Annotated in this window: 17 protein-coding genes; 12 read left to right on the forward strand and 5 right to left on the reverse strand. The window is 58.4% G+C overall.

The annotated features are described in order from the left end of the window. The first annotated feature begins 4 nt into the window (after positions 1–4). The 6 genes from ABUK73_RS01105 (at position 5) to ABUK73_RS01130 (ending at position 8381) form a co-directional block, all read left to right on the forward strand. Positions 5–2275 (forward strand): sensor histidine kinase NtrY-like, encoded by a 2271-nt coding sequence (locus tag ABUK73_RS01105; RefSeq protein ID WP_353575685.1) that lies wholly within the window; start codon positions 5–7, stop codon positions 2273–2275. Continuing rightward, positions 2265–3629: a nitrogen assimilation response regulator NtrX gene (gene ntrX, locus ABUK73_RS01110; protein WP_111838316.1), complete on the forward strand. Its 1365-nt coding sequence runs from the start codon at positions 2265–2267 to the stop codon at positions 3627–3629. The genes ABUK73_RS01105 and ntrX overlap by 11 nt, the downstream gene beginning before the upstream one ends. Before the next feature lie 37 nt (positions 3630–3666). Continuing rightward, positions 3667–5043 carry a Trk system potassium transporter TrkA gene (trkA, locus tag ABUK73_RS01115; protein WP_353575686.1) on the forward strand — a complete coding sequence of 459 codons (1377 nt, stop codon included), beginning with the start codon at positions 3667–3669 and terminating at the stop codon, positions 5041–5043. A 188-nt stretch (positions 5044–5231) separates the two neighbouring features. Further along, positions 5232–5474, forward strand: coding sequence for an RNA chaperone Hfq (gene hfq, locus ABUK73_RS01120; protein WP_003496145.1), 243 nt, complete (start codon positions 5232–5234; stop codon positions 5472–5474). A 222-nt stretch (positions 5475–5696) separates the two neighbouring features. Then, positions 5697–7025 carry a GTPase HflX gene (hflX, locus tag ABUK73_RS01125; protein WP_353575687.1) on the forward strand — a complete coding sequence of 443 codons (1329 nt, stop codon included), beginning with the start codon at positions 5697–5699 and terminating at the stop codon, positions 7023–7025. Positions 7026–7274: 249 nt separating this feature from the next. Then, the gene (locus tag ABUK73_RS01130) at positions 7275–8381 is read left to right on the forward strand and encodes a GGDEF domain-containing protein (protein ID WP_353575989.1); all 1107 of its coding nucleotides are present in this window, start codon (positions 7275–7277) and stop codon (positions 8379–8381) included. Positions 8382–8397: 16 nt separating this feature from the next. Here ABUK73_RS01130 and mazG read toward each other — a convergent pair whose 3' ends face one another. Then, positions 8398–9234 carry a nucleoside triphosphate pyrophosphohydrolase gene (mazG, locus tag ABUK73_RS01135; protein ID WP_353575688.1) on the reverse strand — a complete coding sequence of 279 codons (837 nt, stop codon included), beginning with the start codon at positions 9232–9234 and terminating at the stop codon, positions 8398–8400. A gap of 22 nt (positions 9235–9256) precedes the next feature. Next, entirely contained in the window at positions 9257–9844 is a 588-nt protein-coding gene (locus ABUK73_RS01140) for a nucleoside deaminase (protein ID WP_353575689.1), read from the reverse strand. A gap of 233 nt (positions 9845–10077) precedes the next feature. On the opposite strand from ABUK73_RS01140, the gene cysG reads away from it, so the two are divergent. The 5 genes from cysG (at position 10078) to ABUK73_RS01165 (ending at position 15001) form a co-directional block, all read left to right on the forward strand. Next, positions 10078–11538: a siroheme synthase CysG gene (gene cysG / locus ABUK73_RS01145; protein WP_353575990.1), complete on the forward strand. Its 1461-nt coding sequence runs from the start codon at positions 10078–10080 to the stop codon at positions 11536–11538. Next, positions 11531–11845 (forward strand): DUF2849 domain-containing protein, encoded by a 315-nt coding sequence (locus ABUK73_RS01150; RefSeq protein WP_353575690.1) that lies wholly within the window; start codon positions 11531–11533, stop codon positions 11843–11845. The genes cysG and ABUK73_RS01150 overlap by 8 nt, the downstream gene beginning before the upstream one ends. An 8-nt stretch (positions 11846–11853) precedes the next feature. Continuing rightward, entirely contained in the window at positions 11854–13524 is a 1671-nt protein-coding gene (locus ABUK73_RS01155; protein ID WP_353575691.1) for a nitrite/sulfite reductase, read from the forward strand. Between the two features lie 11 nt (positions 13525–13535). Next, complete coding sequence (locus tag ABUK73_RS01160; protein ID WP_113088085.1) at positions 13536–14042, forward strand: DUF934 domain-containing protein; 507 nt, start codon at positions 13536–13538, stop codon at positions 14040–14042. Between the two features lie 146 nt (positions 14043–14188). Further along, entirely contained in the window at positions 14189–15001 is an 813-nt protein-coding gene (locus ABUK73_RS01165) for a ferredoxin--NADP reductase (RefSeq protein WP_353575692.1), read from the forward strand. A 53-nt stretch (positions 15002–15054) separates the two neighbouring features. Here ABUK73_RS01165 and ABUK73_RS01170 read toward each other — a convergent pair whose 3' ends face one another. Beyond that, entirely contained in the window at positions 15055–16320 is a 1266-nt protein-coding gene (locus ABUK73_RS01170; protein ID WP_353575693.1) for an MFS transporter, read from the reverse strand. A gap of 140 nt (positions 16321–16460) precedes the next feature. On the opposite strand from ABUK73_RS01170, the gene ABUK73_RS01175 reads away from it, so the two are divergent. Next, positions 16461–16964 carry a hypothetical protein gene (locus ABUK73_RS01175; protein ID WP_113088088.1) on the forward strand — a complete coding sequence of 168 codons (504 nt, stop codon included), beginning with the start codon at positions 16461–16463 and terminating at the stop codon, positions 16962–16964. Between the two features lie 47 nt (positions 16965–17011). On the opposite strand, the gene ABUK73_RS01180 is transcribed toward ABUK73_RS01175, so the two are convergent. Then, positions 17012–17449 carry a PACE efflux transporter gene (locus tag ABUK73_RS01180; RefSeq protein ID WP_353575694.1) on the reverse strand — a complete coding sequence of 146 codons (438 nt, stop codon included), beginning with the start codon at positions 17447–17449 and terminating at the stop codon, positions 17012–17014. 172 nt (positions 17450–17621) lie between these two features. Next, on the reverse strand, positions 17622–24467 hold the full coding sequence (locus ABUK73_RS01185) for an apolipoprotein A-IV repeat region-like domain-containing protein (RefSeq protein WP_353575695.1): 6846 nt from the start codon (positions 24465–24467) through the stop codon (positions 17622–17624). Positions 24468–24587: the final 120 nt, after the last annotated feature.

The following is a 24587-nucleotide window of genomic DNA, read 5'->3' on the forward strand; positions in this document are numbered from 1 at the left end:
ATCGATGCGCAAACCTGTCACCGATAGGGTTTCCGACCGTGCGGCCGCTGACATAGTCATTGCCGACCGGCGGATGTCCTTTGCTTTCCCGGGACTGGTTCTTGCGGGTGTTGCGCTCATCTGCGCCATGCTGACGCTGTTCGTGCTTCTGGGTCTCACACCCATCGCGCCGACCACCAACGTCGTCATCGCCTCTGTGGTCATCAACTCGCTCTTCGTCATCGGGCTGATGTATCTCATCGGCCGTGAAATCAGCCGGTTGATGAAGGCCAGACGCCGGGGCAGGGCGGCGGCACGACTTCACGTTCGCATCGTCGCGCTGTTTTCTATCGTTGCGATTACGCCTGCGGTTCTCGTCGCGATCTTTGCCAGTATCACGCTGAATGTCGGTCTGGATCGCTGGTTCGCTATCCGCACCCAGGCTATCGTGGATTCCTCCAGCAATATTGCCCAGGCCTATATGCTGGAAAATGCCGGTTATCTGCAGGGTCAGACGCTGTCCATGGCGACAGACCTCGACCGCAACCGGGCACTGTTTTATCTGGATCGTACCGGTTTCAAGGATTTGATGACCCGCCAGGCGAAGGGACGCGGTTTTCTCGGCGCTTTCCTTGTGCAGGAAGATGGCGATGCGGTCGTTCAGGCCGATATCCAGACCGAAAAGCCGCTACCGGCCATTCCGCAGGATGCGCTGGAAAAGGCCGCTGCCGGTCAGCCCACGCTGATCCCGCCGGGCATTACCAATCTGGTTGGTGCCATCATCAAGCTTGAGGGCATTGGCGGAACCTTCCTTTACACGGTTCGCGCTGTTGACCCCAAGGTCATGGCGGCGATGCGGCAGATGGAAGAGAACCGTGCGGAATACAAGGCCATGGAGGCGGGCCGTGCGCCCCTGCAAATCGCCTTTGCTATCCTTTATCTAGGCTTTGCGCTGATCGTGCTTCTAGCCGCCATCTGGACAGCCATTGCCGTTGCCGACCGTATTGTGCGGCCCATCCGCCTGCTCATCAGCGCTGCCGATAGCGTGGCGATGGGCAATATGCATGTGCTGGTGCCGGTGCGCGCGGTGGATGGTGACGTCGGTCGCCTAGCGCGAACCTTCAATAAGATGATTGGCGAAATCCGCAGTCAGCAAGAAGAAATCATCGAGGCCAAGGACGATATCGACAACCGCCGCCGCTTCATCGAGGCCGTGCTGTCTGGCGTGACGGCTGCCGTGATTGGCGTGGACGAGCATCGCAACATCACCATCGCCAATCCTTCCGCCGAAGAGTTTCTGGCAGTGTCGTCCGAGCAGTTGCTTGGTTCGCCGCTGGTTGAGGTGGCGCCGGAAATCGAACATGTCGTCACTGAAGCAGCCGCCTCGGCGCGCATGGATTTCCGCCACCAGATCAACATCATCCGGCGCGGCAAGGAACGCACGCTCAATGTGCAGGTCACGCGTGAAGATGCGCGTGATGGCCACGAATCCTACGTCATCACGCTGGATGACATCACCGATCTTGTCATTGCACAGCGCTCGACCGCTTGGTCGGAAGTCGCCCGGCGCATCGCCCATGAAATCAAGAACCCGCTGACGCCCATTCAGCTATCCGCAGAGCGTATCAAGCGCCGCTTCGGCAAGCAGATCAATGACGAGGCGGATCGTGCGGTGTTCGACCAGTGCACGGACACCATCGTCCGTCAGGTGGGCGATATCGGCCGCATGGTTGACGAGTTCTCAGCTTTCGCACGCATGCCGAAGCCGACCAAAGAGATGTCCGATTTGCGCACGATCCTCAAGGACGCCACATTCCTGCGGGAAATGGGCGCAGCGCATGTGAAGTTCGCCACCGAATTCGGTGACAATGCTCTTGAGGGCATGTTCGATGCGCGCATGCTGGGGCAGGCCTTCGGAAACCTCATCAAGAATGCCACCGAGGCCATCGAATCGGTTGAGACGAGCGACAGCCCGCGTGAAGGCAAGATCCTCGTCAGGGCCTCGTTCGACGAGCAGAACAATCGCTTCATTGCCGATGTCATCGACAATGGTCGTGGTCTGCCCGTCGAAAACCGGCACCGCATTCTGGAGCCCTATATGACGATGCGCGAAAAAGGCACGGGCCTTGGTCTGGCCATCGTCAAGAAGATTATCGAAGAACACGGCGGTCATCTTGAGTTGCATGATGCACCCGCCGATTTCGATCACGGCCACGGCGCCATGATCAGAGTGCTGCTGCCGCATATCGAAGCGGCGGGCAGTGAAATAGACAAGGAAGTTGCATATGGCGTCTGATATTCTGGTCGTAGATGACGAAGCGGATATCCGCGAGATCGTAGCCGGTATTTTGTCCGATGAAGGCCATGAAACCCGCATGGCTTTCGATAGCGACAGTGCGCTTGCTGCCATTTCCGAACGCGTGCCGCGCCTGATTTTTCTTGATATCTGGATGCAGGGCAGCAAGCTGGATGGTCTGGCGCTGCTGGATGAGATCAAGAGCCGTCACCCAGACCTTCCGGTGGTGATGATTTCCGGCCACGGCAATATCGAAACGGCGGTCAATGCCATCAAACGCGGTGCTTTCGATTTCATCGAAAAGCCGTTCAAGGCCGACCGTCTCATTCTGATTGCCGAGCGGGCCTTGGAAAACTCCAAGCTCAAGCGTGAGGTATCCGAGCTAAAAAAGCGTACGGGCGACGCTGTTGAGCTGATTGGCGCGTCGCTTGCCGTTTCGCAACTGCGCCAGACGATCGACCGTGTGTCGCCCACCAACAGCCGCATCATGATCCTCGGCCCATCCGGTTCCGGCAAGGAACTGGTGGCGCGTATGATCCACAAGAAGTCGTCGCGCGCGACCGGCCCCTTCGTGGCGCTGAATGCTGCGACGATCACGCCTGATCGCATGGAAATTGCGCTGTTCGGTACGGAAGGTCTGCCTGGCCAGCCCCGCAAGGTCGGCGCGCTGGAAGAGGCGCATCGCGGCGTTCTTTACTTGGATGAAGTCGGTGAAATGCCGCGTGAAACGCAGAACAAGATTTTGCGCGTTCTCGTGGATCAGCAGTTCGAGCGCGTCGGCGGCGGCAAGCGGGTGAAGGTTGATGTTCGCATCATCTCGTCCACGGCCCATAATCTTGAAGGCCTAATTGCCGACGGGCTGTTCCGCGAAGACCTCTATCACCGTCTGGCCGTGGTTCCGGTCAAGGTTCCGGCGCTGTCGGAGCGTCGCGAAGACATTCCGTTCTTGGTTGATATGTTCATGCGCCAGATTTCCGAGCAGGCGGGCATTCGTCCGCGCAAGATCGGTGATGACGCCATGGCCGTTCTTCAGACGCATGACTGGCCGGGGAATATCCGCCAGTTGCGCAACAACATCGAACGCCTGATGATTCTGGCGCGTCCCGAAGGCGGCGATACGCCGATTTCTGCGGATATGCTGCCAGCCGACATCGGCGATATGCTGCCGAAGATCGCGGCGCAGGGCGATCAGCACATCATGACGTTGCCCCTGCGCGAAGCGCGTGAGATGTTTGAACGGGATTATCTCGTCGCCCAGATCAACCGGTTCGGCGGTAATATTTCCCGTACGGCGGAATTTGTCGGCATGGAACGGTCGGCACTGCATCGCAAATTGAAATCGCTCGGCGTATAACGATCCAAAATTACCGTCTGGTTCGTAGAGAGAGCGTATGAAAGTCATCATTTGCGGCGCAGGCCAGGTGGGTTACGGCATTGCAGAGCAATTGTCGCGCGAGGACAACGAAGTCTCCGTGATCGATACTTCGGCGGCACTGATCGCGGCGATTACTGAAACGCTCGATGTACGCGGCTATGTCGGCCATGGCGCACATCCGGATATGCTGGCCAAGGCAGGTGCCGATCAGGCCGATATGATTATCGCCGTCACGCTCTACGACGAAATCAACATCGTTGCCTGCGAAGTTGCGCATGCACTGTTCAGCGTCCCGACCAAGGTCGCCCGCATCCGCGACCAGAGCTATCTTCAGCCGGAATATGGCGATCTCTTCAGCCGCGAGAACATGTCGATAGACGTGACGATCTCGCCTGAAATCGAAGTCGGCAAGATGGTGCTGCGCCGCATTGCCTTTCCGGGCGCGACGGATGTGGTGCGCTTTGCCGATGACAATGTCTTCATGCTGGCCATCGAGTGCATGGAAAATTGCCCGGTCGTCAACACGCCGTTGCAGCAGCTCAGCAATCTCTTCCCCGATCTCGTTGCAACCGTGGTCGGCGTCTATCGCAACGGCCATTTGAAAGCCATCGATTCCTCCGAGCAGTTGCGCACCGGTGATCTGGCCTATGTCATCTGCCAGAAGGAGCATGCGCGCCGGACGCTTGGCCTTTTCGGTCATGAGGAGAAGGAAGCTGGCCGCATTGTCATCGCTGGCGGCGGCAATATAGGGCAATATGTGGCCCGCTCCATCGAGGAGTTTCAGCCCAAGACGCGGGTGAAGATCATCGAGTCCGACCGGGAACGCGCCATTGCCGCATCCGAGAAGCTGAACTCGACCATCGTGCTGAATGGTTCGGTGCTGGATCAGAAAATCCTGCATCAGGCGGACATTCAGGACGCGGACCTGATCGTCACGCTGACCAATAACGACCAGACCAATATTCTCGGTGCCGTCATGGCAAAGCAGATGGGCTGCAAGTCCAACCTTGCTTTGCTGAACGGCCCGTCCTTCCATGATGTGGCCAAGTCGCTTGCGCTCGATGCCTATATCAATCCGCGCGCCGTGACGATTTCGAGGGTGCTGCAACATGTCCGTAAAGGTCGCATTCGCTCGGTCTATGCGGTCCAGCGCGGCAATGGTGAAATCATCGAGGCCGAGGCGCTGGAGACGTCGCCACTGGTGGGGCAGGCGCTGCGGGATCTGGCCCTGCCGGATAGCGTCCGCATCGGCGTCATCTACCGTGACAAGAAAGTCATCCGGCCGGATGGAGGCACGAAAATCAAGGCCAGGGATCGCGTCATTCTGTTTGCTTCGGCGGATGCCGTGCGGGAGGTGGAACAGCTATTCCGTGTATCTATTCAATATTTCTAAAACATTGGCTTTGAATTGAAAAAAGCTCTCCCTAGTAAATCCGGGTAAGTTTTTCGACATTGCGGAACAGATCGTGATTTGATACCAGAGTTGCTGATCGGCTGACTGGGGACGAGGTTCAACCGATCCTATTATTGATTGTTTATTTCCCGGTCTCCCATCCGGGCAAAAAAGAAAGAATCGGCGCCATGGCGGAACGTTCTCAAAACCTGCAAGATCTTTTCCTGAACACTGTTCGCAAGCAAAAGATTTCGTTGACGATTTTCCTTATCAACGGTGTCAAGCTCACGGGCGTTGTTACCTCCTTCGACAATTTCTGCGTTCTTCTACGTCGGGATGGGCATTCCCAGCTCGTTTACAAGCACGCGATCTCGACCATCATGCCGGGCCAGCCGATGCAGATGTTCGAGTCGGAAGAGGGCGCTGCGTAACAGCGCACTCAACCGCAAGTCGATAATCAAATCTTGAATTGCCAGACAACGGAACCTTAGACAGGCCCCGTTGTTTTGCATTATATGCGCTTTCGTTTATCAACGGCGCTGTCTGGATCGGTTCCAGCTTTTTTTAAAACACTCGAAAGGTGCGGGCACATTTCTACACGCGACACATCGAATGAATCCATCATCCCTGAGCAGGAAAAGCACCGGGATGATATGCGCGCGGTGGTTATTATCCCGGTCTTAAAGCAGGGCCGAAATCCCAAGGAACCGTCGGCCACGACGCCGCCTCGCTCCATGGAAGCGAAGCTGGAGGAAGCCAAGGGGCTGGCTCTGGCTATCGATCTGCATATCTCCCAAGGTCTCATCGTTCCCGTCAATCAGCCTCGGCCCGCCACGCTGTTCGGCACTGGCAAGATTGAGGAAATCGGTCATCTGCTGGACGAAACCAATTCGGGTCTGGTCATCATTGACCACCCGCTGACGCCTGTGCAGCAGCGCAATCTCGAAAAGCAGTGGAATGCCAAGGTTATCGACCGCACCGGTCTGATCCTTGAAATCTTCGGTCGTCGCGCCTCCACCAAGGAAGGCACGCTTCAGGTCGATCTCGCCCACCTGAATTACCAGAAGGGTCGCCTCGTCAGAAGCTGGACCCACCTTGAGCGGCAGCGCGGTGGTGCTGGCTTCATGGGTGGTCCGGGTGAAACGCAGATCGAAGCCGACCGTCGCTTGCTGCAGGACCGCATCGTCAAGCTGGAAAAAGAACTCGAGCAGGTGGTTCGCACGCGCCAGCTTCACCGCGCCAAGCGCCGCAAGGTGCCGCATCCCATCGTCGCACTGGTTGGCTATACCAATGCCGGAAAATCGACGCTTTTCAATCGCATCACCGGTGCTGGCGTGCTGGCCGAAGACATGCTCTTCGCCACGCTCGACCCAACCCTTCGCCGCATGAAGCTGCCGCATGGGCGTACAGTCATTCTCTCAGATACGGTCGGTTTCATTTCCGATCTGCCGACGCATCTCGTAGCCGCCTTCCGCGCCACGCTCGAAGAAGTGCTGGAAGCCGACCTCATTCTCCACGTCCGCGATATGTCCGACCCTGACAATGGCGCGCAGTCTGCAGACGTTCTGCGCATCCTCGGCGATCTCGGCATTGATGAGAAAGTCGCAGACGAAAAAATCATCGAGGTCTGGAACAAGGTCGACAGGCTCGATCTGGAAACCCATGACGCGATTCTGCACAAGGCAGAAGGCCGTGCCAATGTCCGCGCCGTTTCCGCCATCACGGGCGAGGGTGTCGATAAGTTGATGGACGAGGTTTCCCGACGCCTTTCCGGCGTTTTGACGGAAACCACGGTGGTCCTCAATGTCGAGCAATTGCACTTCCTGTCTTGGGTCTACAACAATGCTGTTGTCGATACCCGCGAAGACAATGAGGACGGCTCGGTGACGCTGGAAGTGCGCCTTTCCGAAGCGCAGGCTCTGGAACTGGAACGCCGTCTGGGTAAGGTGCAGAAGGCCGACACGGAAGACTGGGAACGCTAGGGCGAGGTTTTTTTACCGTTTGGTTGAAAAAGCTTACCTGCGTTCATAAGGAAAAGCTTTTGGCGCATAACTGTTATGCGCCGCATGCAACCAATAGTCCCTTTTTTGTTAGGGTTTCGTAATCGCCTCTATGTGATAATGTCGCTCAATTCATACGAGTTGACGAGAATGTTTCAACCTTTAGATCTTAATACAGTTTTGCTGCTTCACAAGCTTTCCTTCTTCGTGGCAGCAATGTGCTTTTTGTATGTGCGTTCTCAGTCGCGTGAAAGCGTTGGGCTCGGTTTTCTTGCGATTGGCTTTTTTCTGGTCGCCATGGCGTCCACACTTGTCAGCATCGGCAAGCTTTTAAACGGATATGAAGGTCTTCTGTCACTGGCTGGCAGCTTTGCCGGTCTGGTCGGATACTCTATCTTCTGGATCGGCATGTGCCGTATCAGCACGCAAAGACTGCGGCGCAGGGAATGGCTGGTTCTGTGTGTTCCGGTTTTGGTTTGCGCCGTGCTTCTCGCCTCCGGGCTTTATGTTTTTTCGGAAGCCAGAACCACCGCGTTCCAGACCACGGCGGCAGTGCTTCTGCTCGCCGCCGCTTACACCGTCTATACGGATCGCCTGATCGAGCCGCTTCCTGTGCGAAAGACGCTTGCCGCAACCATCGCCTTTGCTGCCTTTCTCAGCGCGCTCGTGGTCGTCGGCGTTCTCCTTCCCAAGATCGCGCTTGTCTCTTCCAGAAACGCATTCTTCGTTTCCATCGTCTGCCACTTCGCCATTGCTGTTTTCGTGCTTGCACTGGTCAAGGAACGGGCGGAGGAGAGATTGCGGCGGCTGGCCGATCTCGATGTGCTGACGGGTGTCCCCAACCGTCGATCCTTTTCCGAGCATTTGCCGGAACAGATGCGTCAGGGCGATGTCATCGTCATGATCGATATCGATTACTTCAAGCGCATCAATGACGGCTTCGGCCATCTGGCGGGCGATGAGGTGCTGGTACGTGTGGCGCGGGAACTATCCGCCCGCATTCGGCCCAATGACAGTTTTGCGCGCTTTGGTGGCGAGGAGTTCATTCTTTTCATGCCCGCCACGGGCGAGAGTGACGCCGAAACGCTGGCTGAAAGCCTTCGCCAGCTCGTCAGTTCCATCAAGCATCTGATCGACGACCAGAAGGTTGTTGCTACGTTGAGCATGGGACTTGCCGTGTGTGAAGAGAAGAACTGCACACCGCACGCGCTCATGAAAATGGCCGATACGGCGCTTTACGCCTCGAAGGCTGGCGGGCGCGACAGACTGACTGCCTATCGCGCGGAGGAGTTCTCCAAGGATTCGTCGTTATCGAACAATGTGCGCCACGCCGGTTGAGGCTTGGCGCGCGGCGTTAATCCGCTAGCTGACGCTCGATAGTTTTTGCGGACTGCCAAAGCTCTTCCATCCGCTCCAAAGTCGCCGCCTCCAGCGTCTCGCCATTTTCGGTCAGCGATGTCTCTATGTGATGGAAACGACGGCGGAACTTGGTGTTGGTTCCCCGCAGCGCATTTTCGGGATCGGTCTTCACATGGCGGCCGATATTGACGAGTGCGAAAATCAGATCGCCCAACTCATCCGCCACCTTTTCCGGCTTGCCTTCGGCCAGAGCCTCGCGCAGTTCCCGAACTTCTTCTTCGATCTTGTCGAGAATCGGCTCGGGTGCCGACCAGTCGAAGCCGACGCGTGCAGCTTGCTCCTGAAGTTTCAGCGCTTCCGTCAGCGCCGGTTGGGTGCGCTGGATGGATCCGAGAAAACCGGCTTTGAAATCATCGCCCAGCCCGCGCTTGGCGCGGCGTTCGGCACGCTCCCGCTTTTCCTGCGCCTTGATGACGTCCCACTGGATTTTGACCGATTCTGCCGTGTCTGCCGCTGATACTGCAAAGACATGCGGATGGCGGCGAATCATTTTGGATGTCACGGCATGGACAACATCGCCGAAGGAGAACTCGCCCATCTCTTCGGCAATGCGCGAATGGAACACGACCTGCAGAAGCAGATCCCCAAGCTCGTCGCAAAGGTCGTCCATATCGTTACGCTCGATGGCATCGGCCACCTCATAGGCTTCCTCGACGGTATAGGGCTTGATCGTCTCGAATGTCTGGACGATGTCCCAGGGGCATCCCGTTTCCGGCTGGCGCAGTGCTTCCATGATCTCGATGAGACGGGAAATATCCTTCGAGGCTTCCATATGATTTTGCTTTCTGCTGCGATCAGTTCAGAGGAATATTGTTGTCGCCCTTGGACGACTGGTAGTTCACAGACAGGTCATCATAGGCCGCCTTGATGCGCGCCGTCTGCTCCCTGAGTTTCGACTTGAGCGGATCGTCCAGATTTTCCACTAGGTCGGAAATAAAATAGGAATTCCAGAACGCATTGTTGCGGCGGTAACCGCCGGGCTCCAGACCGAAAACCTCTTTCAGGATTTTCAGATCATGCGGAATGGCGAAGGCATCGCGGGAATCTTCATGGCTGAAGAAGGAGTAGAAATTATCGAAGCCAGCCCAGGTGATAGCGGACATGCACATGGTGCAGGGTTCATGGGTCGATAGGAAAATCAGATCCTTGGTGTTCGGCTTTTCGCCCAGCTCATAGAAACGCTTCAGCGTGTGCACTTCGCCGTGCCACAGCGGGTTCTCGAGTTCGTTGTTGGTCTCCGCCACCACCAGTGACAGGTCGGATTTGCGCAGGATGGCAGCACCGAAAACCTTGTTTCCGAGCGACACGCCGCGTGCGGTCAGAGGTAGAATATCGTTCTCGATAACATCGAGCAGGCGAGACGCTATGGTGTGTTCAGTCAAGGTATTTTTCCCGTTCGAGTGATGCCTGTTTATTGGCCAATTTTGGACGAATTCTGCCGATAAAATGCACAAAATTTGTAGAAAATGTGTGGAATTACAACAGCGTGACGTTTTTTTGTCATCGGTTTGTTTTCCTCCAAATCTGCGCTTGCCGAGAAATAAAAATCTACTGCACTATAGCAAGCGAATTTCTGTACCTTCAATCCTTGCGCTCGATCGGACATAGTATGGGCATGCTTAAAAACGCTTCAGATAGAGCTGATCAACGGCTTACGACTTTTCCTGCCTTTTTCAAGGTGGACCAGCGTCCTGTCGCGGTTTTTGGAAATGGCGACGAAGCCTTTGCCAAGGTTCGACTGCTTCTCAACACCAGCGCCGAAATTCGCGCCTTTGCCGATGAGCCGCAGGCTGACTACGCTGCGCTGCTTGCGCAAGGTCAGGTCGCTCACCACCCCATTCCATTCTCCCCGGAACTGGTTGAGGGCATGGTTCTCGTTTTTGCCGCGACCGGTGATGAAGCACTGGATCGCCAGATCGTTGACGCCGCCCGCGCAAAGTCTATCCCAGCCAATGCTGTAGATCAGCCCGGCTATTGTGATTTCTATACGCCCGGTCTCGTGTCCCGCGCACCGCTCGCCGTTGCCATCTGCACCGAAGGGGCAGGGCCGGTTTTGGGCCAGATTGTGCGTGCGCGTATCGAACAGATGCTGGCGCCGTCGCTCGGTCGCCTTGCGCGTCTTGCCGTTGAATATCGCGATGCCGCTGAACGCAGCATTCCCAAGGGTGCGCTTCGCCGCAACTTCTGGCGCCGTTTCTTCTCGGGTGGCGTCGCGGATGCCGTGGCGCTCAACGATATCGATACTGCCCATAGCGCCGCAGCCGAGCTGCTGGCCTCGCCGGAAAGCCCCGAGGGTTATGTTTGGCTGGTGGGTGCAGGTCCGGGTGCGGAAGATTTGCTGACGCTGCGGGCGCAACGCGTTCTGATGCAGGCCGATGTCATCGTTTACGATGCGCTGGTGCCGCAGGAAATCGTGGATATGGGGCGTCGCGATGCCGAGCGCCTGTCCGTCGGCAAACGCAAGGGCTGTCACTCCAAGTCCCAGTCCGACATCAACAAGCTGTTGGTGTCGCTGGGCGAAGAAGGCAAGCGCGTCGTGCGCCTTAAATCCGGTGATCCGCTGATCTATGGTCGCGCAGCCGAGGAAATGGCCGCTTTGCGTGAAGCGGGCATTGGCTATGAAATCGTGCCGGGCATCACATCTGCATTCGCTGCTGCCGCCGATTTCGAACTGCCGCTGACGCTGCGTGGCGTTGCGTCCTCGCTCATCTTCACGACTGGTCACGATCTGGCGGGCGATGTGCTGCCGGATTGGGCGCGGCTTGCCGTCTCAGGTGCAACGATTGCCGTTTATATGGGCCGCTCCGTGGCTGCTTCGGTGGCCACACGCTTGATGAGCGCCGGGCTGAATGCGGACACGACTGTTGCCGTCATTGAGAACGCCAGTCGGTCCTATCGCCGTCTCATGCACGGCACGTTGAAGGATTTGCCAGCACTGGAACATCGCGATGAACTCAGCGGTCCGGTTATGGTCATTATTGGTGATGCGGTTGCCGGTGCGAATTTAGGACGGTCTGAAGCGCTGGTTGCGGCTGGCACGGTTTCGGACCTGAAGCAGGAGTATGCAAATGGTTGACAAGGTTCTCACAGCCAGTCGTCTAAGCGATGGCATTGCCGTCTGGCTCGACGCCAGCGGCGAGTGGAATGAAGACCTCCAGTCGGCCCTTGTCGCACGCCATGCGGAGGCGGAGGCCTCGCTGGAGGAAATCGGCAAGCGTGACTTTTCCGCCAACAAGGTGGTGGATGTGAACATCGTCGATGTCACCGAGGAAAACGGTCAGCTTTGGCCAACACGCCTGCGCGAACGCATTCGTGCTGCAGGACCAACCATGCATTACGCCAAAGGCTTTGAGCCAGCGGACGCAGCATTTATCGCAGTCTGAGGAATATCATGTACCGCTACGATGAGTTCGACCATGCTTTTGTTCAAGGCCGCGTGGAGCAGTTTCGCGATCAGGTGGAACGCCGCCTGTCCGGCGAGCTGGCCGAAGATGCCTTCAAGCCGCTGCGTCTGATGAATGGCGTTTACCTGCAGCTTCACGCCTATATGCTGCGCGTAGCCATTCCCTATGGCACGCTGAATTCCAGGCAGATGCGTATGCTGGCGCATATCGCCCGCAAATATGACCGCGGTTACGGCCACTTCACCACGCGCCAGAACATTCAGTACAACTGGCCGCGCCTTGCGGATACGCCGGATATTCTGGCGGAACTGGCAAGTGTGGAAATGCACGCGCTGCAAACCTCCGGCAACTGCATTCGCAACGTCACGGCAGACCATTTCGCCGGGGCTGCCGCCGATGAAGTTGCAGACCCGCGCCCTTACGCGGAAATCCTGCGTCAGTGGTCGTCCGTTCACCCGGAATTCTCCTTCCTGCCGCGCAAGTTCAAGATTGCCGTGACGGGTGCGGAGAAGGACCGCGCCGCCATTCAGGTGCACGATATCGGCCTGCATCTGAAGAAGAACGACAAGGGCGAAATCGGCTTTGCCGTTTACGTCGGTGGCGGGCAGGGCAGAACGCCGATGATCGCCAAGAAGATCAACGACTTCCTGCCGGAAGAGGATTTGCTGTCCTACACCACCGCCATCATGCGCGTTTACAATCTGCATGGCCGTCGCGACAACAAGTACAAGGCACGCATCAAGATCCTCGTTCATGAAACGGGTGCCGAGGAACTGGCGCGTCAGGTTGAAGCGGAATTCGCCGAGCTGAAGAATGGCGAGCTGAAACTACCGGACGCCGATATTGCCGCCATCACCTCCTATTTCGCGCTGCCGGATTTGAAGCAGCGTCCCGAAGGTTGGGAAAGCGTTGCCCGCTGGAAGAAGGCGGATGCTGATTTCGCACGCTGGGTGGACCAGAACGTTCAGCCGCATCAGCATCCCGATTACGGCATGGTGACGGTGTCGCTGAAGCCCATTGGCGGCATTCCGGGCGACGCTTCCGACGAGCAGATGGATATCGTGGCCGATATCGCAGAAGAATATGCGCTGGATGAAATCCGTATCAGCCACGAACAGAATATCATCTTGCCGCATGTGGCTCTTGCCGATCTGGAGCCGGTCTATCGCGCTCTTGCGGGCGCTGGCCTTGCGACCGCGAATGCCGGTCTGATTACGGATATTATTGCCTGTCCCGGGCTGGATTATTGCGCGCTGGCCAATGCGCGCTCTATTCCAGTATCGCAGGAAATCTCCAACCGCTTCGGCTCGCCGGAACGTCAGGCGGAAATCGGTGAGCTGAAAATCAAGATTTCCGGCTGCATCAACGCCTGCGGCCACCACCATGTCGGCCACATCGGCCTGCTGGGTGTGGAAAAGAAGGGTGCCGAGCTTTACCAGATCACGCTGGGTGGATCGGGTGATGAAAACTCGTCCATCGGTGAAATCATCGGTCGCGGCTTTGAGCCGGAAAAGGTGACGGACGCGGTGGAAACCATCGTCGATACCTATCTCGGTTTGCGTCTGTCGAAAGAAGAAACCTTCCTTGAAGCCTATCGCCGTGTCGGCGCGCAGCCTTTCAAGGAAGCGCTCTATCCGGCAGCAGCCGCAGCCGCATAAGGAACCGCATCATGACGAAAATCTGGAATGAGAGCGGCTTCGTAGACAACGATCCGTGGGTTATCGAGACCGAAGAAGTCAAGGCACAGGATGGCCAGAGCGCTATTCTCGGCCTCGACGCTTTCATTGCGCGTGCTGAGGAAAGCAATGATATCGGCCTTGGTGTTCTCGTAACACCGGCTGACGACGTTGAAAAGCTTCGCCCGTTTATCGATCGCATCGCGCTGGTCGCGGTCAGTTTTCCGGCTTTCAGCGACGGCAGAGGTTTCAGCCACGCTTCGCTCTTGCGCACCCGTCTGAACTATCAGGGTGAGTTGCGGGCAGTGGGTGATGTGCTGATCGACCAGGTGCCGCTGATGCTGCGCACCGGTTTCACCAGCTTTGCGGTGACGAACGAGACGGCGATCCGTCGTCTGTCCGAAAATCGCTTGCCGGGCATCGATGTCTACTACCAGCCAACGGCAAAGCCTGCCGATGGTCAGGAGACCTACAGCTGGCGTCGCCGTGCGGCAATATGAGATCTTGCGCGGAAATATGAGTTTTTGATACATATTTCGACGCGCATAGCACCAATGACATTCCTGTACCTTCAAAAGTCAGGGCGGATGGTATATTGCCCCATCTGCAAAATGTCGCACACCATGTGAAGATGGACGGATAGAGAATGAACGCTCCAGCCAAGACGGAAGAATTTGCGGTGAAAATCCCTGACGGCGTCTATGCCGAGACGGTGCTTTCGGTCGAGCATTACACGGATCACCTGTTCCGCTTCCGCATGACCCGTCCTGCGGGCTTCCGTTTCCGCTCGGGCGAATTCGCCATGATCGGCCTCATGGTGGGTGAAAAGCCAATCTACCGCGCCTATTCCATCGCCAGCCCGGCCTGGGATGAAGAGCTGGAGTTCTTCTCCATCAAGGTGCCGGATGGTCCGCTGACCTCCCATCTCCAGCAGATCAAGCCCGGCGATACGGTGCTGATGCGCAAGAAGCCGACAGGCACGCTGGTTCTGGACGCACTGACGCCTGGCAAGCGCCTGTATATGTTCTCCACCGGCACGGGCATTGCACCCTTCGCAAGCCTCATCCGCGACCCGGAAACCTATGAGAAGTTCGAGGAAGTCATTCTCACCCACACCTGCCGCGATGTTGCCGAACTGAAATACGGCTTCGATCTGGTCGAGGAAATCAAGAACCACGAGTTTCTGAGCGAGTTGGTCGGTGATAAGCTAAAGCATTACGCGACAGTCACGCGCCAGGACTACGCCTTCACGGGCCGCATCACGGACCTGATCGAGAGTGGCAAGATGTTTGCCGACCTCGGCGTGCCTGCATTTGACCCCGCCACGGACCGTGGCATGATCTGCGGCTCGTCCGCCATGCTGAAGGACACTAAGGCGCTTCTTGAAAAGGCAGGCCTGAACGAAGGTGCAAACAACAAGCCAGCTGAGTTCGTGATCGAGCGTGCTTTCGTGGGCTGAGAGTTACCGCCTGCGACGAATTATAAAGTAGGCCATTGGCCTCCTTTTTCGTTTCAGCCGTCCGTTGCCTGTCTTGGCGCGATGTCGTGTCGGAACATCAGGAACAGCACGATGGCAATCGCGGCGATGCCGCCACCGACGAGATGCGAAAGCGCGTAGCCACCTTCCGTGGTCAGCCAGCCCGCGACACCATTGCTGAGTGACGCGCCGATACCCTGAACAGTCATGACGCTGGCGAGGCCGACATTGAAGCGTCCTGTGCCTTTCAGAATGCGCTCTACTGCGACAGGTGTGGCGATACCGAGAAGGCCAGCGCCGATACCATCTAGCAACTGCACCGGATAGATAACCCAGAATTCGTGGAAACTGGCCGCCAGCACGCCGCGCACGGGCAGTGCTGCCAGCGCAATCAGAAACACCGCAGACAGGCCGAATCGGCGGATGAGCCATGGCGCGATGGCCGCGACGAAGATCATCGCAAATTGCGCTACGCCGGTAATGATGGCGGTGGTGCGAAACGGCGTGTTCAACTCGATGGCGAAGTTCTGCGCGATCAGCCGGCCCATCGGTGCATTGCCGAAATGGAAGATCAGCAGGATGATGGAGAGGAAGATCAGTCCGCGTTCTTTGAAAAGAACCTTAAAGCCGGAAGGGCCGGGTTCGCCTTCATTCTGTCCAAGCCCGCGCGCCACCTTGTGGTCGATACGTTTGGGATCGATGGCCACGATGGCGGCAAGCGCGCCGATAGCCGTGACCACCATCAGCCCGATGACGCCGGAGACACCAAAGGCCGTGACCGCGAAATAGGTGGCGAACAGCGAAATGAAATTGCCACCATGGTTCCAGAATTCATTTCGTGAGATTTGGTGCGAGAAAAGCTTCTCGCCGACCAGGCCGAGGGTGAGGCCAGCAAGGGCAGGACCCACGACGGCACCGACAACGGCTGTCATGATCTGACCTGTCCAAACCACGGCCTCGTTGGTGAACATCAGCGTAATCAGCGCGCCGATGGTGACGAGGACGACTGGCACGGCAATCAGCGTCCGTTTCCATGTGGAGCCATCCACCAGCGCACCGCAGAGCGGCGTTGCGGCCAGCCCGACGAGCCCACCAACGGTGGCGATGACGCCCAGCTGCATGGCCGACCAGCCATTGGTGGCTAGAAAAGCATCCAGAAAAGGACCGAGCCCATCGCGCGCATCTGCGAGGAAAAAGTTGAGGACGGCGAGTGCGAAAATGGAGCGGTCGGATATGCCGCTCTCCGGGGATTTCCCGAGAGAGTGACCGCTGGCATCGAGTGGCGCTGTTAGCGTTGTCATGGAAAGCTCTCCGGGACGCTGAGATGAAGCTGGCGAGAAACGCACCGACCCGAATTAGGTTGCTTTGGCCCATAACATTGCTGGCGAAGGAACAATCGGCAGGGCGAGACGTTCGGACTTCACAAACAAGGACCACGCGAATGACATGCAAGCTGATTTCTATCATAGCACTCGCGACCGCACTGGTGGCGCCGCCGGCCATGGCTGATGAAAGCCAGTTCCTCGCCTCGCTCAAAGGCAGCTGGAAGGGCAGCGGCACCGTTACCACCCGTATCGGCGCCAGGCCCATCAATGTGAACTGCACCTTCGAATCCACCGCATCTGGCCCGTCGCTGCGCATGAACGGTACCTGCCGTGGGCTTGTGGTGATCCGCCGCGCTATCTCGGCGGATTTGAGCGCCAATGGCAGCCGTTACCGAGGCAACTATGTCGGCCCATCCGGCAGACCATCCGCGCTTTCCGGCAGCCGCAGCGGCAACTCCATCAATCTTGCGATCCGCTGGACCCGTGACATCAATGGCGATCGTGATGCCGCCATGACCATCACCAAGATGGGTAACAACGGCTTGCGTCTGCGCACGACGGACAAGGATGGCGCGGGTGGCCCGACGGTGGTAACGGCCGACATCAGACTAACGCGCTAAGACCAGCGCGCTTTACCACCAAGACATTCGAAAAGGCCAAGCCCCGGTTATTCTGCCGGGGCTTCTTTTTGCCATTCGGGAAGCGGAAACAGCCGGTCATAGCACCAGTTGAAGACGAAGGAGTAGACGACGTAAAACAGGGCGAACGACACATCCATGACCAGCGCGTGCATGACGCTGATGTTGAGATACCACGCGATGAAGGGCATCAGCACGATCAGCAGGCCCAGTTCAAACAACAGCGCATGTGCAATGCGAATGGCCGTGGTTTTCTGCGTCGTACCTTTGGCGCGCTGCATGACGTGGTCGAAACCAAGATTGTAGAGATAGTTCCAGGCCGTAGCGATGGTGGCGCTGACGACGCCGACAATGCCGACATCGGTCATGGGTACGCCAAAGATCGTGGCGCCGAAGGGAATGATGAGCAGAAGGCCGATAATCTCAAAACTGAGCGCGTGGCGAACGCGGTCCTTGAAAGAACGCATGGGATGCTCCCGTGTTATCGGGCCGTCCCGAAGTCATGAATAAGGGCGAGGTCGTCCCCGCAGCCTCGATATAGAGACTTGCTCTGGCACGTTCAAGATTATTGCTAATATGCGATATGAAAAGGCCCCGGAAAGATGCTCTCCGGGGCCTTGGTCTTAAAAATGGAGCGCCTTAGCTGAAGCGTCCTGCCGCGTGTGCCAGCATCGTATAGACCTTGCCGGTATCGGAGGTGAGGTAGGATTGCGTGATGGTGCGGTCGCGATCCGTTCTTGCCACGTCTGCGAGCAGCTTTTCGAAATCCGAGATGTAGCGATCAACAGCGGTACGGAATTCCGTTTCGCGCTCGTATTTACGCTTGATCTCGTCGAAGGTCTGCTGGCCCTTCAGCGTGTAAAGGCGGCGTGTGAACACATCGCGTTCGCCACGCTGGTAACGGCCCCAGAGCTCTACCGATGCATCGTGATCGATAGCGCGGGCAATATCCACCGAAAGCGAGTTGAGCGATTCTACGACATGGCGCGGGTTGCGCGGATCGGCAGCCCGGGTCTGTGGCTCGGCGGACTGGCGCGGAGCCTGGGTTGCGGGTGCCGATGCGTCCTGACCATCGCGAGATGCGCCACGCAGCAGATCGCTGATCCAGCCGCCACCATCTTCACGGCGTTGCGCCGGGGCGGCAATACCGGCCTGAGGCGGCACGCTGCGGGTTTCGAGCGGCTGCGTCGTGCGGAACTGCGGAGCAGATGGCTGCTGTGGCGCAACCGGCTGCTGCTGCACTGGGCGAGCGAGGACCGGCGACGGCGGCACGACCGCTGCTGCTGGCTGCGGGCGCGGCTGTTCCACGCGAGGCTGCTGCGCAACCGGCTGAGGCTGTGGCTGCTGTTGTGGAGCAGGAGCGGGCTTCGTGGCAGCGATTGCGCGGGCGGCTGGCTCGGAAATTTCCAGCTGCTGTGTGGAGCGACCCACCAGCTGGGAAATATCCTGCAAGGCCTTGATCTGTTCGGAAACCGCGCGGCGCATGGCAGCGGCACTTTCCTTGGCTTCTTCCGGCAGGTCGAATGCCCCGCGTTTCAGTTCCGCACGGGTAGAGTCCAGTTCCTTGCGAATATCGACGCTGGAACGGCGGATTTCATCCGTTGCACCGGCAAAGCGGGACACAGCCTCTTCCACGGCTTCACGCAATGTCTCGCGCAGCACGGCTGCGGCGGCATTGGACTTGTCCGTGGCGTTGCCCAACAGCTTGTCCACGTCCGAGAGCGAGGAGGCGACGCCACCGCGCAGGCGGTTGACCAGCTCGTCTGAATATCTCTGCGCATCCGCCATCGTACCTTCGATGGAGCGGCTTGCATCTTCACCGGCCGCAGCCAGCGCGCCACGCATGTTCTGTGCTGCCGTCTGTGCGCGCTGCTCCGTCTCATCCAGCGAACGACCGATCTGGTCGAAGGAGGAGCTGAGATTGTCGCGCAGATTGCCTGCAACATTGGCTGAACGCTGCTCTGCCTGTGCGAGGGTCTGTTCGACCACGCCCATCACGCCGCGCATCGAATTTTCGATTTCCTCAGAGCGCGAGAGAAGGCCGACGGAAAGCGTGCGAAGCGCTTCCTGACGCTCTTCCAGCGTGCCGACGAGGCTCGTCTGGGCAGCGCTGAGAAGTTCGGATGCCTGTGAAAGAACCGTGGAATGTTCCTCGAAGCGACCGACGATACCGGCGACCTGCGACAGGGTCTGGCCGGAGATATTCGCCAGACGGTCTATCTTGCCTTCCAGCAGACGGCTGGAGCTGGACACCATGTCGGCGGCACGCGATGCGGAATCGGAGAAGCTGGAGGCTGCCGTATTGAGGGACTGATCCGCCGCTTTGAATTCCTGCGAGGCGCGCGCAACGGCAACGTTGAGACTATCGACGGCACCCGTTACCACTTCAGACATGCCAGAATGCGTTTCCGACAGCATGTTGGTGCTGTTGCGGGTTGCGGCCACCAGCTTGTCGGCGGCGTCCGTGCCGGCCTTGGCGTAGTCGCCAATGGCCTGCTCCACCAGTTGCACCATACCGCTGTTGCTTTCGGCCAGAAGATTGGCGCTCTGCTGTGCGGCGGTGACGATCTTCTCCGCGGCATTCTGGCCAATCGTCGCATATTCGTTGACGATGGGCTTGGCTTTTTCTTCGATGAGGCGCGACAGCTCGGCAGAGCGGCTGGCCAGCATGGAGTTGAGTTCGCGGGTGCGGCTGTCGAGCGTGGAGCGAATGGATTCGCCGCGCGCATCGAGCGAGCTTTCGACGCCGGAGAGCGTTTCAGAGATAGCGCCAACCTGCGAGCGAACGACGGCTTCTGCTTCGGCAACCTTGTTGACGATGGCATTGCCAGCTTCCGAGAAGGTCTGGGCGACGGCTGCGGCCTGGCCGGAGAGGCGACCCTGTGCTTCCGAAATGCGTCCGACGATTTCTTCCGAGCGCTGTTCGATGGCGCGAGTGAACTCGTCGTTGCGGTTCTTCATCTGGTCGGCAAATTCAGAGCCGGTCTTGGCCAGAAGTTCAGTCGAACGCAGCGCTTCGCCATCCATGGTCTGGGTGGCATTGACCACTGCGTCGCGCAGGCTGACGGCGAGGTTGGTCGCCTTGCCTTCAATGGTGCGATTGACGTTTTCAAGGCCGATATTCAGAGCGCGGTCCATGGTGCCCAGACGCTCATCGATGCGTGCCGTGCCCGTGTCGAGAACACCGGCAATGCGCTGCGTGGCGTCGTCGCTGGTGCGAACGAAATCCGCAGTCTTGCCGTCCAGTGTTTCGGAAATCTTGCGGCTGGCATCTTCGATGGAGGCGTTGACGTTACCGAGATCCGACTGAATGCGGGTCTGCAAGCCACCGATATTGGTTTCCAACCGTGCGCCGGTTTCATCCAGACGGGTGGAGACGTTGCTGACTGACTGTTCGACACGCTGGGACAGCGCATCCGCTGCGCCGCCGATTTCGCGGGCGGCCTCATCGATGCGGGTGGAAACGGCGCTGGTGCTGTTGCGCAGACGCTCTTCCAGTGTTGCACCGCTGGTGTCGATGGTGCGCTGAATGGCTTCCTGCTGGGTTTCCAGAGACATTTCCAGCATGCTGGCGCTGGACGCAATCGTGGTGCCGATAGACATGGCCTGTTCGGACAACAGATCGTTGATGCGCTCCTGCGCGGAACCGAGTGTTTCGGTAAATGCGCCGTGATGCTCATCGAGCGTGCTGCGAAGCTGCTCATGCGAGGAAACGAGATTGTTTTCCAGACGCGAAACGCCGCTTTCCATCGTGTCCGAGAAACGGCCTGCGCCGCCCTCTATGGCCGTTTCGATGCGGGTGGCCGCAGTGCCGACGGTCTGTTCGATCAGGTCGCTGTTGCGCTCGACGGTGCGGGTAATCGCATCTGCCTGCACGCCCAGCATCGTATCGAGACGCAAATGACCGACGGACAGGGCTTCCTCAATCGTGGAGGCCGTGGACGACAGGCGCTGCTCGGCACCGGCAACGGACTGGGTGAGGGCGGTCGTGCGGGTATCGAGCGTTTCGGTAATGCGCTCTTCGGCACCCGAAATTGCCATGTCGATCGCCATGGCGCGGCTGTCGAGTGCGTCGGCAATGCGCTCTTCAACGCCGGAAACGGCATTGGCAAGTGCCGTCGTGCGGCTATCCAGCGTATCGGCAATACGACCCTCGACGCCGGACACGGCGCTGGTCAGCGCAAAGGTGCGGGTATCAAGTGTTTCGGCCAGACGTTCTTCGGCGCCGGAGAATGCCATGTCGATGGCGAGCGTGCGGCTGTCGAGCGTATCGGCAATGCGTTCTTCAACGCCGGAAACGACGTTGGTCAGAGCGGCAGTCCGGCTATCGAGCGATTCTGCGATACGTTCTTCCGCACCGGAGAACGCCATATCGATAGCCATGGTGCGGCTGTCGAGCGTGTCGGCAATGCGTTCCTCGACACCGGAGACGACGCTGTTGAGGGCAGCCGTGCGGCTATCCAGCGTTTCAGCGATGCGCTCTTCCGCGCCGGAGAATGCCATGTCGATGGCCATGGTACGGCTGTCGAGTGTATCCGCGATGCGCTCTTCAACGCCGGAAACCACGCTGCTGAGTGCAGAGGTGCGGCTTTCCAGTGTTTCCGAAATGCGGCTTTCGACGCCCGCAACGACAGTGGTAAAGGCTGCCGTTCGCGCATCCATGGTTTCTGCGATACGCTCTTCCGCTCCCGAGAAGGCCATGTCGATGGCCATTGTGCGGCTGTCCAGCGTATCGGCAATACGTTCTTCGACGCCGGAGACGGCTGTGGTCAGCGCGCTGGTGCGGCTTTCCAATGTTTCGGCAAGGCGCTCCTCGGCGCTCGAGAATGCCATGTCGATAGCCATTGTGCGGCTGTCGAGTGTGTCGGCAATACGCTCTTCAACGCCGGAGACCACGCTTGAGAGCGCAGCCGTGCGGCTTTCCAGCGTTTCGGCAATACGATCTTCCACGCCGCTAACGGCATTGGAAAGTGCTGTCGTGCCATGCTGGATGGAATCGGAGATGCGCGTTTCAACGCCGGAAACAACGGTGTTGAGGGCGGCTGTTCTGGAATCGAGCGCTTCGGTGATCCGCTCTTCAGCGCCGGAGAATGCCATGTCGATGGCCATCGTGCGGCTGTCGAGCGTGTCTGCAATGCGTTCTTCGGCACCGGAAACGGCGCTGGTGAGCGCGCTTGTGCGGCTATCCAGCGTTTCGGAAAGACGCTCTTCGGCGGTCGAGAATGCCATATCGATAGCCATTGTGCGGCTGTCGAGTGTGTCGGCAATGCGCTCTTCGACGCCGGAGACCACGCTGTTCAGCGCAGCGGTACGGCTATCGAGCGTATCGGCAATGCGGCTTTCCGCACCCGAGACGACATTGGCAAGTGCCGCGGTTCTGGTTTCCAGCGTGTCGGCGATACGATCTTCCACACCGGCAACGGCATGGTGGATGGCTGCGGTGCGAACATCAAGCGTATCGGCCAGACGTTCTTCAACACCGGAGACAGCGCCGGTGATGGCAGCTGCGCGGCTGTCGAGTGTTTCGGCAAGGCGGCGTTCAACATCGGCGACGATGCTGTTGATGGCGGCGGCACGCTCTTCCAGAAGTGCGGCCAGATGCTGGGCCGTGCCGGACATGGAGCCGGTGATGGCTTCTGCACGGCTGGCAAGAGCCGTGTCGAAACGATCCTGCGTGGCGGTCAGCGCGCCAAACAGGGCAGTGCTGCGCTCCGCCAGAACCGCGTCGATTTTCTCATGCGTATCGCTGAATGCGCCGGTAATTTCCGCCGTGCGTGCGCCGATGGCATCGCTCAATTCGCGGGTATGGCTTTCCAGAGAGCTTTCCAGCATTTCCTGGCCGGTGCCCAGTGTCGTCGCGAGAGCGAAGGACTGGTCGGTGAGGGCGGTGCTGAGGCGCTCGATGCCGGAATTCAGCATGCCATCGATGGAATCGGTGCCACCGGCAACGGTTTCATTGATGCGTGCAAGGCTTTCCATCAGCTTGCTGTCGAGGCTGCCTGCGCGCTGATCGAAGGCGCTGGTGAATTCTGCAACGCGCTCGTCGAATGCGGAATTGACGAGGCCAACCGTAGTCTGCAGCTTTTCTTCGAACAGGCCGGAGCGCAGATCCATGTCCATGATCGCGTCATCGGCGCTGCTTTGCAGGTTCTGACGGAAGGACAGGCCTTTTTCTTCCAGCGTTGTCGTCAACTTGTCGAGAACATTGTCCAGCGAGCCGCCGATGATGTCCTGACCGCGGTCGATGTTCTGGCTGATTTCCAGCGTGCGCTTGGACAGGATGTCGTTGAGAAGGCGCGTGCGTTCTTCCAGCGACTTGTTGAGGTTTTCCGTACCGGTGCTGAGCGTGGAGGCCTGCGTAGCGAACTGCTCCAGAAGCAGACGACCGCGATCATCCAGCGTCGTGCTGAGATCGTGCAGGCGCAGGTCGAATTCATTCGAAAGCGTTGCGCCGGATGTGTTGAGCGCCTTGAGCAGATTGTCGGTCTTGGCCGCTATCAGGCTGCCCATGGCTTCTGTGGAAATACGGGACTTTTCGAGCAGCGCTGCAGACCGCGTGTCGATCATCGAGGCGAAAGCTTCGCCGCTGGTGGCCAGACGCATGGAAAGCTCTTCACCGACGATGGAGAGTTCTTCCTTGATCTGGTCCTGTGCGCCGACGATGGACGAGCGAATACGCTCGGCGTGATTGATGATGGCATCGCGCTCTGCGCTCAGTTCCTGAACGAGGCTGCGGACGCGCAATTCATTGTCGGCATAGCTGCGCTCGAGCGCATTGACTTCGGAATGGACGAGCGTTTCGAGTTCAGTGGCGCGCGCAATGGTGCGCTCGATGCCGTCATTCATGGCCGAAACTTCGCGGCGCACGGCCTGACCGACAGACATGATGCGCTCGGAGGCAATGGTTTCCGGCTCTGCGAGACGAAGGGCGACTTCCGCCATGGAGCGGGCAGCGTTGCGCAGGTCCTTGGCGCGCGCCATCATGATGGCAAAGGCAAAGAACAACATGATCGGAACGATGACGCCGACAATGATGGCCATGACGCCGGGAACGGCGAAGAGTTCGGCCATGGAGCTGACGTTCCAGATGAGGTTGCCATAGATGACATTGGCAAGACCTGCGCCGGCAATGGCCCAGAGAACGGAAACGATGGTCGCATTACGCAATGCGCCGGCCATGGAGCCGGCATCCAGCGATTTGAGGATCATGGCGGGGCTACGCTTGGAGCCGTCATTGGCCGCTTCGAGAGATGGCGATCTCGGTGCTGGCTCCGGCGCGGGGCGCTGCTGTTGAGGCGGTTCAGCCGCGCGGGCTCTGTTTTGTTCTGGCACTCTTGTCTGTTCTGGCACTCTGGCCTCCGCAGGCTTTGGAGTGGACCTTTTCCGAGGCTCCGGCTTATTTTCGTACGCGCCAAGCTGCAAGGCATCTTCCAACGCCTGAAACGCAGTCTCGTCAATCGAGTCGCTGATCTTGTTGTTCGCCATGCGGTTACGCCTCGTTACTCTACGCCCGGCCTCATGCCGTTCATCCGTCCGCCGCCTGCTTTCGGATATCCGCCATCATGCCTCAAGGCACGATACCAGCCGGTATATAGTGCCTCGTTT

This window comes from Agrobacterium vacciniicorymbosi (genome assembly GCF_040427045.1).
Taxonomy (GTDB): Bacteria; Pseudomonadota; Alphaproteobacteria; order Rhizobiales; family Rhizobiaceae; genus Agrobacterium.

What these genes read in the sequence shown, in the direction of transcription:
- ABUK73_RS01150 (WP_353575690.1), top strand. Translation starts at nt 11,531, where the DNA reads ATGGTTGACAAGGTTCTCACAGCCAGTCGTCTAAGCGATGGCATTGCC.
- hflX (WP_353575687.1), top strand. Translation starts at nt 5,697, where the DNA reads ATGCGCGCGGTGGTTATTATCCCGGTCTTAAAGCAGGGCCGAAATCCC.
- hfq (WP_003496145.1), top strand. Translation starts at nt 5,232, where the DNA reads ATGGCGGAACGTTCTCAAAACCTGCAAGATCTTTTCCTGAACACTGTT.
- ABUK73_RS01175 (WP_113088088.1), top strand. Translation starts at nt 16,461, where the DNA reads ATGACATGCAAGCTGATTTCTATCATAGCACTCGCGACCGCACTGGTG.
- ABUK73_RS01155 (WP_353575691.1), top strand. Translation starts at nt 11,854, where the DNA reads ATGTACCGCTACGATGAGTTCGACCATGCTTTTGTTCAAGGCCGCGTG.
- ABUK73_RS01165 (WP_353575692.1), top strand. Translation starts at nt 14,189, where the DNA reads ATGAACGCTCCAGCCAAGACGGAAGAATTTGCGGTGAAAATCCCTGAC.
- trkA (WP_353575686.1), top strand. Translation starts at nt 3,667, where the DNA reads ATGAAAGTCATCATTTGCGGCGCAGGCCAGGTGGGTTACGGCATTGCA.
- ABUK73_RS01105 (WP_353575685.1), top strand. Translation starts at nt 5, where the DNA reads ATGCGCAAACCTGTCACCGATAGGGTTTCCGACCGTGCGGCCGCTGAC.
- ntrX (WP_111838316.1), top strand. Translation starts at nt 2,265, where the DNA reads ATGGCGTCTGATATTCTGGTCGTAGATGACGAAGCGGATATCCGCGAG.
- ABUK73_RS01185 (WP_353575695.1), bottom strand. Translation starts at nt 24,467, where the DNA reads ATGGCGAACAACAAGATCAGCGACTCGATTGACGAGACTGCGTTTCAG.
- mazG (WP_353575688.1), bottom strand. Translation starts at nt 9,234, where the DNA reads ATGGAAGCCTCGAAGGATATTTCCCGTCTCATCGAGATCATGGAAGCA.
- ABUK73_RS01180 (WP_353575694.1), bottom strand. Translation starts at nt 17,449, where the DNA reads ATGCGTTCTTTCAAGGACCGCGTTCGCCACGCGCTCAGTTTTGAGATT.
- ABUK73_RS01170 (WP_353575693.1), bottom strand. Translation starts at nt 16,320, where the DNA reads ATGACAACGCTAACAGCGCCACTCGATGCCAGCGGTCACTCTCTCGGG.
- ABUK73_RS01160 (WP_113088085.1), top strand. Translation starts at nt 13,536, where the DNA reads ATGACGAAAATCTGGAATGAGAGCGGCTTCGTAGACAACGATCCGTGG.
- cysG (WP_353575990.1), top strand. Translation starts at nt 10,078, where the DNA reads ATGCTTAAAAACGCTTCAGATAGAGCTGATCAACGGCTTACGACTTTT.